We start from the raw sequence: 13164 nt of genomic DNA, 5'->3' as shown, positions 1-13164 counted from the left end.
GCGAAAGCCCCGAGACCGCTGAGGTCGTCGGGGCTTTCGTCACTTCTTGGACTTCTTGTCTTTCTTGCTCTTCTTGTCTTTCTTACCGGACGAGCCACCGCCTCCGGCGCCCTCGGGCACCACCATGGGCATGAGCATCTTCCAGAAGATCAGCACGATCGGCGCCACCCACGCCCACCACGGAATCCCGGACCCCGGCCCGAAGAAGTTCTCGACCACCCGATAGCCCACATCAAGAGCGGAATCCACGACCAGCCTCCGAGGGGTTGAAGGTCACCGACTCCCCGGCCGGGGAATCGCCCCCACCAATCGACCCGGCGTCGCCAGGCTTGAGAGATCCGCCAAGTTTTCTCAGCACCTCAGACCCGGCACCGGCCCGCCCAGCTCTCCTCCGAGCCAAGCTCGCGCCTGACCCTCCGCCGCCGGCCGCACCCGGGCGCTCCCCACAGAAAGCCCGCACTCAACCCACCAACCCGCCGGCAGCCCGCCCGCCCGCCTCGCCCTGCAGCCAGCCCGCCCGCCTCGCCCTGCGGGCAGCCCGCCCACCTCGCCCTGCGGGAAGCCCGCGCCCAACGCACTCCACCCCGGCCCCGCCCCGGGAAACCCCTCAAACCAACCCCAACCGCCGCCCCACAACAGCCGCCTCCACGCGATTCCCCACTTCGAGCTTCGCGATGATCCTCGAAACATGGACACTCGCCGTCTTGGGCGAGATGAACAGCTCCCGAGCGATCCCGCTATTGCTCAACCCCTCGGCCACGAGCCGCAGCACCTCCAGCTCCCGGGACGTCAACAGCTCCGACGGCGACGCCCCGGGAGCCCGCACCCCGAGTCGTCGCCCCAGCACTTCAGCTCGCGCCAGCAGCGGGCCGGCCCCCAGCCGATTGCCGATCTCGACGGCTTCGGTCAGCGCCTCCGACGCCGCTTGGCGATCAGCTGCCGATGCCTCCGCCAGGTCGAGCAGCGCCCCCGCCAGCTGGTAAGGCTGCCCGTCGGCACGCCACCCCGCGACCGCGGCCTGCCACGCCGCCGGTGAGCCGTCGAGCAGGGCTGTCACCTCGAGGGCGGAGGCCCGCTCGGCCGGGTATCGAGCCGGAAGCGACGCGGCGACCTCCCGGACGGACTCGCGCAACGGCTCGTCGGCGATGCGGGCGGCTGCTGCCAGTAGCGGCCACCCGTACCGTGGGCGCTCGAAAACCCCCTGGTCATGGATGGCCGTGCGGGCGAACGGGAGCGCCCCGGGGCCCTCGGCGAGGATGCGGAGCTCGAGCAGGGAGACCCGGGCCTCGGCGCTGAGGAACGGTTTCGCCAGGAAGCCGGCGGCGCGGCTGCTCAGAGCCGCCGCGCCGGGGTGTCCGCGGGCCATCCGGAGCCGCGCGCGGAGGCGCAGCCACGGCAGGGCGAGGACACCGGGCGGGTCCTGCCGGGCGGCCTCGGCGAGTCGTGCGTCCGCTTCGTCCCAGCGGCCGAGGGCCATCAGCGCCTCGGCATAGTTCGCCATGAGGTAGACCCCGGTCGTCCGGCTGACCCCGACGCGGTCGGCGTCCGGGATGCCCTCCATCGCGGCGGCGGCGGACTCCTCATAAGCCCCCAGCTCGAACAGCGAATCGGAGATGTTGACCAGTCCGTGGGCGAAGTTGGAGACGTCACCGGCGGCGCGGGCCCGCTCGACGGCGCGGCGCATGGCCGGCAGCCCCTCGTCGGCGGCGAGCCGGCCGCCACACACCTTGCCGAAGATGATCTCGGCGTTGACCTGGGCGGCCTCGTCGCCGAACGCGGTCGCGGCGTCCTTGACCTCCTGCGCGATCCGCCCCGCCTCGTCGCCGTCGATGGCGGCCATCTGGTAGGCCACGTCGCCGAGCAGCTTCAGCCAGTCAAGATCACGTGGCGCCGACCGCAGAAGGCGATAGGCCTCCCGCGTCTCCGGACCGCCGTCGCTCTTGCCGGCGTTGCGCAGCAGTTTGCCGCGGCGGATCAGCAGCCGGGCCGCCCGCACCGGCTCGGCCTCGCCGTCGAGATCGCCGAGGGCGGCGCGGGTGAGGCTGAGCGCCCGCATGTGGTCGCCGGAGTCGATCGCGGCGAGCGCCGTCTCCTCCAGCAGGTCGAGGTGGGTGGTGCCGAGGCGGTCGGCCGCGTCGGGCACCTGCTCCCAGAGTTCCAGGACGCGGTCGAGGAGGCGGGCCTGCTCCGCATAGGCATATCGGCAGCCCGCCGACTCCGCGGCCCGCCGTGCGGCGACCAGCGCCCGCGGATGATCGTGCGCGGCGTGCCAGTGATGGGCGATCTCGGCGGGCGCCCGGTCGGGCTCGACGAGGTGCGGATCGGCCTCGACCGCCTCGGCGAAGCGCGCGTGCAGCCGGGCGTGCTCGCCGGGGAGCAGATCGTCGTGGATGGCCTCGCGGACCAGGGCGTGGCGGAACTCGTAGCCCCCGGACGGGTCGGAGACGATCAGCTGGGCCGCCACGGTGGCGCGCAGCGCGGACTCCAGCGACGGCTCGTCCATCCCGGCGACCCGGGCGATCAGCTCGTGGCCGAATCGCGTGCCGCCGACCGCCGCCACCCGCAGCACCCGCTGCGCGCCGTCGGGCAGCTGGTCGACCCGGGACAGCAGCAGGTCGCGGAGCGTCTCCGGGATGTCGCCGCAGCGCGGATCGGCTGATGAGGCGAACTGCTCGATGAAGAACGGGATGCCCTGCGCCCGCTCGCAGACCGCGTCGACGGTGGGCGCGTCGGGCTCCGCGCCGAGCAGGTGGGCGAGCAGCTCAGCGGTGTCGTCGCGGTCGAGCCGGTCGACCTCGAGCCGGTGAACGCCGCGCACCCGGTCGAGCTCGGCGAGGAACGGCCGCAGCGGATGCCCGCGGTGCAGCTCGTCAGTCCGGTAGGTCACGATGACCAGTAGCCGCTGGACCCGGACTGATCGCAGCAGGTAGCCGATCAGGTCGCGGGTGGATCGGTCGGCCCAGTGCAGGTCCTCGATCATGAGGATGACCGGCTGCTCCTCGGCGAGCCGGGCGAAGAGCGCGCCGACCAGCTCGAACAGATGGCCGCGCCGGGCCTCGCCGAGGTCGGGCGGCGGACCCAGCTCGGGCAGCAGCCGGGCGAACTCGGTCTCCCGCCCGTCGAAGACGGCCCGGCCCTCGCGGCGGGCCAGCTCGCGCAGCGCCGCGGCGAACGGCGCGAACGGCAGGCCCTCCTCCCCCAGCTCCAGACACTGCCCGTAGAGCACGCGGACCGGCTCGCCGTCGAGCGACCGGCAGAACTCCTCGACGAGCCGGGTCTTGCCGACGCCCGCCTCGCCGCCGACCAGCACGGCCGACGGCTCGGCGCCCCGAACCCGCTTGAGCGCGTCGCGCAGCGTGGCCAGGTCGGCCTCGCGACCGACCAGGACCGTGCTGGACGCACTCACCGTCATGAGTCCGAGCATCCCACGGGGGTGCGACAGAATTTCGCCGCCGATCACGAGAGGGACTGCCTCGGCGCACGCCTGAACCGCGGTTTGGTCTTCCGCACCGAACGGGCCAGGCGGTGCTTCGAGGCCTCGCGCTCCAGCTCAGCGGCCTGCGAATGGATGAGTTCGAGCTGGATCTCCGGATTGGTGAACGGAATCATCGGGTGCTCCTCGATGTCGGGAAACCGGAACACCCATGACTCTTCGCGCGAAGGTACCCACCCCACATGGGTCCACCGCCCGATTCCCGGCCCCTCTGCCTCCTTACGAACGGACTCCCGAGGTGCCCAGGACGCCGTAAGGTACCTGAGCACCACTACACTTTGCGGCTATGGCAAAGCCCCAGGAGAAGGTGTCGTTTCGCGAGCGCCTGAAGCAGATCGGCCAGGTGTTCTCGTTCACGGCGAAGCAGGACAAGTGGTTCGTCCCGCTGGTCATCGGCGCGGTCGCGATCCCGATCGCGCTGACCGTGCTCGTCGTGCTCCTCTCCGGGTCCTGGGTGTGGATCCCGGTCGGCGTCATGCTGACGCTGCTGGCCGTGCTGATCGTGCTCAACCTGCGCTCGAACACCGCGATGATGAACGTCGCGGAGGGCCAGCCCGGCGCCGCCGCCTCGCTCATGGAGAACATGCGCGGTGACTGGCGGGTCCGTCCCGCCGCGAGTTCCACGACCCAGTTCGACATGGTCCACGTGGTGATCGGCCGTCCCGGCGTCATCCTCCTCGCCGAGGGCGACCCGCAGCGCGTGAAGGGCCTGCTCGGCCAGGAGAAGCGCCGCCTCGTCAAGGTCATCGGCAACGCGCCGCTCTACGACTACGTGATCGGCTCCGGCGAGGGCCAGCTCCCGGTCCGCAAGCTGCGCTCCACGATGCTGAAGCTCCCCCGCAACCTCACCGGCAAGGACGTCAACGCCCTCGACAAGCGCCTCGGCGCCCTGATGGCCCGTCCGCAGATGCCGAAGGGCGCCATCCCGAAGAACATGCGGCCCAGCAAGGGCGCCTTCCGCCAGCAGCGCCCGCGCTAGATCCACCACGGCTGCCGGCCCCCAAGATCCATTCTTCCTCGTACGGGGAACCGGCAGCCCTTTTCCTCACACGCCGCCCCGCTCCGCCCGGCGCAAGAGCCCGCCCACTCCGCCGACGGCGACGAACGCACACACAACTGGTTCGCGTCCGCCGACCGCCCCCACAACAGCGGCCAACGCACACACAACCCGAACGCGTCCGCCGACCGCCCCCACAACGGCGATCAACGCACACACAACCCGAACGCGTCCGCCAATCGCCCCACAGCGGCGGTCAACGCACACACAACTGGTTCGCGTCCGCCAACCGCCCCCACAACAGCGGCCAACGCACACACAACCCGAACGCGTCCGCCAACTGCCCCCACAACGGCGATCAACGCACACACAACCCGAACGCGTCCGCCAATCGCCCCACAGCGGCGGTCAACGCACACACAACTGGTTCGCGTCCGCCAACCGCCCCCACAACAGCGGTCAACGCACACAACCCGAGCGCGTCCGCCGACCGCCCTCATAGCGGCGGTCAACGCACACGCGGCCGCATTTGTGTGCGCTGGCCGCTGGGTCTCGCGGGATCGGTGGAACGGATACGACCTCGGTGTGATCCGGCGCCGGGCATCGACGTGTACCTCCATGATCTGTTCGGGGCGTTAACCTCGGGATACGCGTTTCTCCGGCGACGCCGGGGGCAGTGGGCCGATTCGGACACACTGAGGAGTTCGCTCGTGGTCAGCACCCTGGCGGTCCCCGGCAGTTATCCGACCCTGCGCGACGCCCTCGAGGTGGCGCCGGACGGGGCGGTGATCGTGCTCGCGCCCGGGACGTACAGGGAACGCCTGGAGATCCGCGGCCGCCGCCTGACGATCAAGGCTGACGACCGGGCCGGCGCAGGAGCCGGCGAGCGGGACGCCGACGGACGAGTGGTCATCGACGCGTCCGAGCTTGACGGGCCGGCCATCGAGATGTCCCGGAGTGAGGTTTGTGTCGAGGGGGTGACGGTCACCTCCGGCGATTATGCGGCTGTCATCGTCGCAGGTGGACGGCTGGTTCTGCGGCAGTGCGAGATCAGCGCCGGGTTCGGGGCCGGTGTGCAGGCCACCGACGGCGCGATCGTCGAGGCCGATGAGGTACGAGTTCTGCGGGCGCAGTACGGGTTCGTCTTCTCCGACGCCGGCGGTGAAGTCCAGCAGAGCGAGGTGCGCGGCATCTCCGACGACGGCGTCATCGTGCGGCTCGGCGCCGACCCGGTCATCCGGGGCACGACGGTGGCCGAGTGCGGGTACCGGGGGATCTACGTCTACCAGTCGGGCCGTCCGGTGATCGAGCGCTGCGACGTCTCCAGTACCGGCGACGCGGGCATCGTGGCAGCTCACGGCAGCCAGCCACGGATCGTGGAGACCTGGGTGCACGAGACCGGCGGTTCGGGGATCGTGATCGGTCCGGGTTGTGCCGCGGTGGTCGAGCAGTGCCGTGTCGAGCAGACGGCCGAGCCGGCGGTGCTCGTCGACCCGTCGGCTACGGCGACCGTGACTCTCGACCAGAGCGGTACGCCGCTGCGGTCGACGGCGACGACCCAGGACGCCGCCGAGGTCGACCGGCTGCTCGGCCAGTTGGACGCGATGATCGGCCTGGCCGGGGTGAAAGGCGAGGTCCGCGCCCTGATCGACGAGATCCAGGTGAACGAGTGGCGGCGCAGCGCCGGGCTGAGCGTCGGCGCGGTCAGCCACCACCTGATCTTCACGGGCGCGCCGGGGACCGGGAAGACGACCGTCGCCCGGATCTACGGGCAGTTGCTGAAGGCGCTCGGCGTGCTGCCGAACGGCCAGTTCCGCGAGGTGTCGCGGCGTGACCTGGTCGGACAGTACATCGGGCACACGGCCGAGAAGACGACGTCGGTGTTCGAGGCGGCGATGGGCGGGGTGCTCTTCATCGACGAGGCGTACACGCTGGCCCGGGCCGGTGGCGCGACGGCCGATTTCGGTCAGGAGGCGATCGACACCCTCGTGAAGCTGATGGAGGACCACCGCGATCAGGTCGCCGTGATCGTCGCCGGGTACACGAAGGAGATGGCCGACTTCCTGGACGCGAACTCCGGTCTGGCGTCCCGGTTCGCGAAGACGCTGGAGTTCGAGAACTACGGGCCCGACGAGCTCGTGATGATCGCCGACCGGATCGCGCGCAACGACGACTACGTCTTCGCCGCGGGCCTGCCGACCGCGCTGCACGAGCACTTCACCCATCTCGAGCGGGACCGGAACTTCGGCAACGCCCGGGAGGCCCGCAAGCTGCTCGAAGGCATGCGCAAGGCACAGTCGGGCCGGCTGCGGGCGATGGGCCGGATGCCCAGCCGCGACGACCTGCGCACCCTGATGGTCGACGACCTGCGAGCAGCGGCCCGATGACCGCACCACGATCCAGGGGATCGGACGGATGACGAGGGCAACGACGATCATGATTACGTGGATAGGATGTGTCCACTACGGATAGTGAGGAGCGAGCGTGACATCCAGGGGAACCGGCGCGCCGGCGGCCGATGCCGTCAAGCCCATCCCCCAGCGCGGCCGCGTGGGACCGCTGAGCCTCACTCAGGTGCTGGTCGCCGAGGGTTCCCTCCTGGCGATCATCGCGGCGGCCACGCACGGCCTCGTCGTCATGCTGATCACCACTGTCGCCGCCGCCCTCCTGCTGGCCGTCGTCTTCGCCCGCAGCCATCACCGCTGGTGGCTGGAGTACCGGGCCCTGACCCGGGATCACCAGCGCCGCCGTTCCGCGCGCCGGGAGACCGAGGCCGGACCGGTCCTGGCGGCGCTCCGCACGATCGCCCCCGGCCTGACGATCCGTGACATATCGACGTCGGCGGACGAGGGCACGGGCGTGGCGCGCGACGAGGCCGGCTGGTTCGGCGTGGTCACCCTGGACCGGCAGGCGCCGATCCCGCTCGACACCCTGGTCGGCGCGATGTCCGCGACCGAGCAGCCGGGTCTGATCCTGGAGCTCGTCACGCACACGATCCCGGCACCCACTCCTGACCTCCCGCCCGCGTCGCCGGCCGTCACGTCCTATCGCCAGCTGGGTGATCCAGGGCCCGCGCACCGGGAGACCTCGCTGAGTGTCCGGCTCGACGCGCGGGCCCTCGCCGAGTCCGTTCTGGATCACACGACGGATCCGGCGGAGGCGGCCCGGCTCACCGCCGCGCTGACTCGCAAGATCGCGACGACACTGCGCCGGCAGGGGATCACGAGCCGGGTTCTGGACGCCGCCGGGCTGCTCGACATCCTGGCCCGATCGTGCGACGCCCGGGTTCCCGAGGTGGCCGAGGAGTGGACCCACTGGCGCTCCAACCACTTGATCCACCGGACGTACTGGCTGGAGACCTGGCCGGATTCGACCACCGAGATGGGACCGTTGCTCGCCTGGGCGTCGACCGCTCCGGCTTCGCAGACCAGCGTCGCAATCGTGCTGGACGCGTCCCGGGCCGACGACATCGCCGTCCGCGCGTTCATCCGTCTCGCCACCCGGCCCGACGCCGACCTGGACTCTCTCGGCCAGGTGATGCGCGAGGGCGTCCGGCGTGCCGGTGGAGAGTTGCGGTCGCTCGACGGTGAGCAGGGCATCGCCGCCTATGCCACAGCCCCGACGGGAGGCGGTGCGGGATGACCGACAACCCCCAGCCGCGGCCCGTTCCCAGCCAGAGGGATCAGCCACTCCAGTCTCCGATGGCATCGCAGAGTGCCGCGCAGGCGACTGGGCAAGCGACTGGGCAAGCGACTGGGCAGGCGATTGGGCAGGCGACGCCCGTGCCGGCCCGACGGGCGGAGGCGCCGGCCGTCACATCGGCCCCGCTGGCGCCGCACCGTCCCGGCCGCCCGCCGCGCCCACCCGAGGAGATCGGCCCGCCCGATCGCACGGGACCGTCCGGCCGCACCGCCCGCCTGCGCATCGGCTGGCACGCGATCCCGCGATCCGCGCTGCGCCGGTTGACCGGCACACCGCAGCATCCGGATCGGGCCGGCGCCGGGCTTCTGGTGGGGCGGGATCAGCAGCATCTCCCCGTACACCTGAAGGTCTTTGATCCGAGCCCGACCCGCCTAGCCCTGATCGGCGGAGTCTGGGCCGCGCAGCTCTTGATCTTCAGGGCGTTCGCGGTCGGCGCCCGGGTCCTGGTGGTGACCACCGAGCAGCGCGCGTGGTCGGGCTTCGGTGAGCGCGCGACCGGGCAGTACCACCGTCTCACCGTGCTGGGCGGCGAACCGGACACGCTGCCGCCGGGCAGCGCGCAGACGCCGTCGCTGATCGTCTATGACCTCGGTGTCACCGGCCCGGCGGCGCCTCCCCCGCTGGGATCGTGGTCGGCGCAGGTCACCGTGCTGCGGCAGCTGGATCGCCCGGGCATCGCCACGCTGCAGGAGGCCGGTCTGACGCTGATGCAGCGGCTGGGCGGCGACGAGGCGACGCTGGCTGCCGCTTCGCTGCGGCTCGACCAGCAGAACGGGCGGCTGCTGCAGTTCATGACCGACGACATGGTGGCGCTCGTCGGCGACGGCCCGGAACGGTTCGTGCAGCTGCATCAGACCGGCGTGGAACAACAGCTGCTGGGCGCGCCGCGACGCTAGCGACCGGGTGGGCTCCAGGCCAGTTGTACGAGACGAGCACCGTGTTTCCGCGTCACCATCCAGGCCCTGCCGGCCGGCAGGGGCTGCGGTTTCAGGGTGCCGAAGATCGCGCCTTCCTCCCGTGGCCCGGACATCAGGATGCCCGGTGACGCGAGTTCGCGGATCCGGCTGACGATCGGCTCGAAGAGCGCCCGGCTCGCCCCGCCGGCCCGCCGGGTGAGCACCACGTGCAGGCCGATGTCGCGGGCCTGCGGCAGGAACTCCAGGAGCGGCTGCAACGGCGCCTGCCCGACCAGGTCGTAGTCGTCGACCAGCACGTACAGCTGCGGGCCCTTCCACCAGCTGCGGCTCGCCAGCATCTCCGGGGTGACGTCGGGACCGGGCAGCCGCTCGCGCATCGCGGTGGCGACCTGGTTGATCAGATCGGTCGTCACCTGTGCGGACGTCCCGTACCCGATGGTGTGCTCGGCGGGAACGCACCCGAGCAGGCTGCGTCGCAGGTCGACCAGGAGGATCCGGGCCTGCGCGGGGGTGTGGCTCGCCGCGATCGACTTGGCGAGGCTGCGCAGGAACGAGCTCTTCCCGGATTCGACGTCGCCGAAGAGCAGCGCGTGCGGCTCGTTGTCGAAGTCGAGCCAGACCGGCTGGAGGTCGGCCTCGGCGATCCCGATCGGGATCCTCTCGCCGTCGGCCGGGGGCAGGTTCGCGTACGGGAGCTCGGCCGGCAGCAGGCGCACCCGCGGGGCAGGCGCGCCCGTCCAGTGCTCGGTGGCGTGTTTGACCAGCTCGGCCACGGCGTCGGCGAGGTCGTCGACGCGCTGTTCCCGGTCGATCCGGGGCAGCGCCGCGAGGAAGTGGTAGCCGTCCGGGGTGAGGCCGCGGCCGGGCGCCGACTCCGGCACGTTCACCGCTTCACGCCGGTTGATCGCCGAGTCGCTGGGTTCGCCGAGCCGCAGTTCGAGGCGGGTGCCGAAGACGTCGCGGATCTGCGGGCGGATGTCCATCCAGCGGTTCGTGGCGGCCAGCACGTGGATGCCGAAGCCGAGCCCGCGGTTGGCGATCTCGTGGACGGTCGTCTCCAGGTCCTCGAACTCCGACCGCAGCGTGGCCCACCCGTCGACCACCAGGAAGACGTCGCCGAACGGGTCCTCGCCGAACCGCCCCTGCGCCTTGGCACGCCGGTACGCGGCGGCGCCCTCCACGTTCTCCCGGGCGAAGAGGTCCTCCCGGGCGCGCATCAGCCCGTGCAGTTCGGCGATCGTCCGGCGGACCCGGTCGACGTCACGCCGGGTGGCGACACCGCCGACGTGTGGCAGGTCGGCCAGGGCGCTGAGTGGGCCACCCCCGAAGTCGAGGCCGTAGAACTGCACCTCTCGCGGGGTGTGGGTGAGGGCTAGCGAGGCTATGAGCGTACGCAGAAGGTTGGATTTGCCGGATTGGGCGGAACCCACGACGACGACGTTGCCCGCCGCTCCGGAGAGGTCGATCCACAGTGGGTCGCGGCGCTGCTCGAACGGCTTGTCGACGATCCCGCCGAGCGCATGAAGTGATCCGAATCGGTCTGTCGCGTCGGCGGTGAGTCCGCGGTCCGGCGTCGTGATCACGGGCGGGAGCATCTGGCCGAGCGTCGGCGCGGTGTCCAGCGGCGGCAGCCAGACCTCGTGCGCGGGGGCGCCCTGGTTCTCCATCTGCCGCACGAGCACCTCGAGCAGGGTGTCGCCGCCCTCCTCGGCCGGCGGCGCTTCTTCCTCGGCGGGTTTCTCGGGCTTCTCCTGAACGGCGTAGAACGTGGAGAACTCCCGGATCGGGTCACCGGCCTTCGCCCCGCCGCTCGCCGTGGCGCCATGGCGGCGGACCGGCCCGGAGACGTATGCCGCCTTCAGCCTGATCAGCCCCTCGGTGCCGGTGCGCAGGTATCCGTGGCCCGGCGAGCGCGGCAGTTCGTACGCATCGGGCGCCCCGAGAACGGCCCGGCTCTCCATCGACGAGAACGTCCGCAGGCCGATCCGGTAGGAGAGGTGCGATTCGAGGCCGCGCAACCGGCCCTCCTCCAGCTTCTGCGAGGCGAGCAGCAGGTGGATGCCGAGCGAGCGGCCGACACGTCCGATCTGGACGAACATGTCGATGAAGTCGGGTCGCGCGCTGAGCAGCTCGGAGAACTCGTCGACGATGAAGAGCAGGCTGGGCAGCGGAGTGAGCGGCACCCCCGCCGACCGCGCCCGCTCGTAGTCGCGCTGCGAGGCGTAGTTGCCGGCCTTGCGCAGCAGCTCCTGCCGCCGGTTCAGCTCGCCGGAGATCGCGCCGAGCATCCGGTCGACCAGCGGAAGCTCGTCCTCCAGGTTCGTGATCATCGCGGCGGTGTGCGGCAGCCGGTCCAGCGAGGCGAAGGTGGCGCCACCCTTGAAGTCGACGAGCACGAAGTTGAGGATCTCCGGGCTGTGCGTCAGCCCGAGCGCGAGCACCAGCGTGCGCAGCAGCTCCGACTTGCCCGAGCCGGTCGCGCCGACCAGCAGACCGTGCGGCCCCATGCCGTCCTGCGCCGACTCCTTGAGATCGAGCTCGATGGGCCGCCCGTCGAGACCCACCCCGATCGGCACGCGCATCCGGTCACGATTGGGGCGACTGGCCCAATGCCTTTCAAGATCGATGATGTACGGGTCGACGACGTCCAGTAGTTCGGTGAGCCCCATATCCTGCGACACGGCGGGCTGGTCGGCGATGGAGGCGGCCGAGAGCCGCAGTGGAGCCAGTTCCCTGGCCAGCACCTCGGCCTGCTCGATCCCCAGCCGGTCGGCCCGGCCCACCTCGGCGGGTCCGTCCATGGTGGTGCCGGTGACCGTCCCGTCGGCGGCGATGTCGAGCACCACCGAACTGTCGTCGAGCAGCCGCGGCGGCGGGACCGACAGGTCGAGCAGCGTCACCCCGGCCACCCCGCCCTCGGTCATCAGGTGATCGGACCCGGCCGTCGAACCGCCGTCGATGATCACCACGACGTGCGGGTTCTGGATGATGCCCGGGTCGAAGCGCGGCCGGTTGAGCAGCACGTCGTCGAGCATCGCCTCGAGCGCCGGAATGCTCGGCGCCACCAGCCGCACCGGACCCAGCGCATCCGTCTTGCCCGGGTGCTGCGCGTGCGGCAGCCACTTCGCCCAGTCCCATCGGGCACGCCGGTCGTCCGGAACGCAGACCCCGATCCGCAGGTCGTCGGGGGCGTGGAAGACCGCCATCTGCGCGATCAGCGCCCGGGTGAAGTCCTCTTTCTGCTGGTCACCGCCGCGGATGTAGAGATGCGAGAAGTCCCGCAGCGACACGGACACCGGCAGGTCCGGCACCACCGAGTACGCGTTCACGAACCTGCGCAGCGCCGTCGCACAGAGCGGCTCCAGCTCGTCGACCGGACGGGTCTGCGGCGGCACCAGCCGGGTCGCCACCTCCTGCGCGCCGACCGCGATCCGGACCACGCTGAAGTCGGCGTCACCGCGGCGCCGCTCCCAGAGCCGGCCGCTGTCGGTGAAGCTCCACAGCGTCTCCGGGTCGGGATTGCGGTAGTAGAGCGCTTCCCGCTGCTGCTTGATCGTCGTCCGCAACTGGGCTCGCAGCTGGGACAGATGCCGCAGGTACTGCCGCCTCGCCTCGATCATCTCGCGCTTGCCCGGCCCACTGGTGTTAGCGGCCATCATGGCGATCATGCCGAGGATCGAGACGCCGTACATCGCCCCGGCCACATAGGTGATCGCCCCGCCCCGGCCGGCGCCCATCATCAGCGCCATCGCACCCGCGCCGGCACCCATCGGGAGGATCATCAGCATCCGCGTCCATGCCTTGCCGGACGGCTGCGGCACCTCGGGCGGCGGCTCGAGCAGCACTTCACCGACGGGCATGACGGGCGCCGGCCTGCGCGGCGGCCGCTTGACGATCGTGACGGTCACACGGGCTCCTCACGCTGGGCTCCCCGGCGGTGACGGATCGCATAATCCTATCCGTCCTCTTTGATCCGCGCTGCCGTCCCCCATTCGTGTCGGTGGATGCTGCTACGTTGAGCGGGCCGCTACTTTTCGTGTGCCCGGCGATGCTCT

Annotated in this window: 8 protein-coding genes; 4 read left to right on the top strand and 4 right to left on the bottom strand. The window is 71.1% G+C overall.

Annotation, left to right across the window (positions count from 1 at the left end; genetic code table 11):
* Positions 1–39 precede the first annotated feature (39 nt).
* The 3 genes from EP757_RS17475 to EP757_RS17465 all read right to left on the bottom strand — a co-directional run bounded on the left by EP757_RS17475 (position 40) and on the right by EP757_RS17465 (position 3609).
* A complete protein-coding gene (locus EP757_RS17475) occupies positions 40–249 on the bottom strand; it encodes a hypothetical protein (protein WP_127547372.1) in 210 nt (69 codons plus the stop codon).
* Between the two features lie 358 nt (positions 250–607).
* A complete protein-coding gene (locus EP757_RS44630; RefSeq protein WP_305033154.1) occupies positions 608–3412 on the bottom strand; it encodes an AAA family ATPase in 2805 nt (934 codons plus the stop codon).
* A gap of 44 nt (positions 3413–3456) precedes the next feature.
* Complete coding sequence (locus tag EP757_RS17465) at positions 3457–3609, bottom strand: hypothetical protein (protein ID WP_160165813.1); 153 nt, start codon at positions 3607–3609, stop codon at positions 3457–3459.
* 170 nt (positions 3610–3779) lie between these two features.
* Here EP757_RS17465 and EP757_RS17460 point away from each other — a divergent pair, with 170 nt between their 5' ends.
* From EP757_RS17460 to EP757_RS17445, 4 genes are all read left to right on the top strand, one after another.
* Positions 3780–4472 carry a DUF4191 domain-containing protein gene (locus tag EP757_RS17460; RefSeq protein ID WP_127547366.1) on the top strand — a complete coding sequence of 231 codons (693 nt, stop codon included), beginning with the start codon at positions 3780–3782 and terminating at the stop codon, positions 4470–4472.
* 728 nt (positions 4473–5200) lie between these two features.
* Positions 5201–6877 carry a right-handed parallel beta-helix repeat-containing protein gene (locus tag EP757_RS17455; RefSeq protein WP_127547364.1) on the top strand — a complete coding sequence of 559 codons (1677 nt, stop codon included), beginning with the start codon at positions 5201–5203 and terminating at the stop codon, positions 6875–6877.
* Between the two features lie 97 nt (positions 6878–6974).
* Entirely contained in the window at positions 6975–8132 is a 1158-nt protein-coding gene (locus tag EP757_RS17450; protein WP_127547362.1) for a type VII secretion protein EccE, read from the top strand.
* Between the two features lie 140 nt (positions 8133–8272).
* Positions 8273–9088 carry a hypothetical protein gene (locus EP757_RS17445; RefSeq protein WP_127547360.1) on the top strand — a complete coding sequence of 272 codons (816 nt, stop codon included), beginning with the start codon at positions 8273–8275 and terminating at the stop codon, positions 9086–9088.
* Here EP757_RS17445 and eccCa read toward each other — a convergent pair.
* Positions 9085–13017, bottom strand: coding sequence for a type VII secretion protein EccCa (gene eccCa / locus EP757_RS17440; protein WP_127547358.1), 3933 nt, complete (start codon positions 13015–13017; stop codon positions 9085–9087). The genes EP757_RS17445 and eccCa overlap by 4 nt on opposite strands.
* Positions 13018–13164 lie beyond the last annotated feature (147 nt).

It is taken from the genome of Actinoplanes sp. OR16 (assembly GCF_004001265.1).
GTDB lineage: Bacteria > Actinomycetota > Actinomycetes > Mycobacteriales > Micromonosporaceae > Actinoplanes.
The sequence above is the reverse complement of the archived record's forward strand: the minus strand, read 5'-3'. Positions and strand labels throughout refer to the sequence as shown.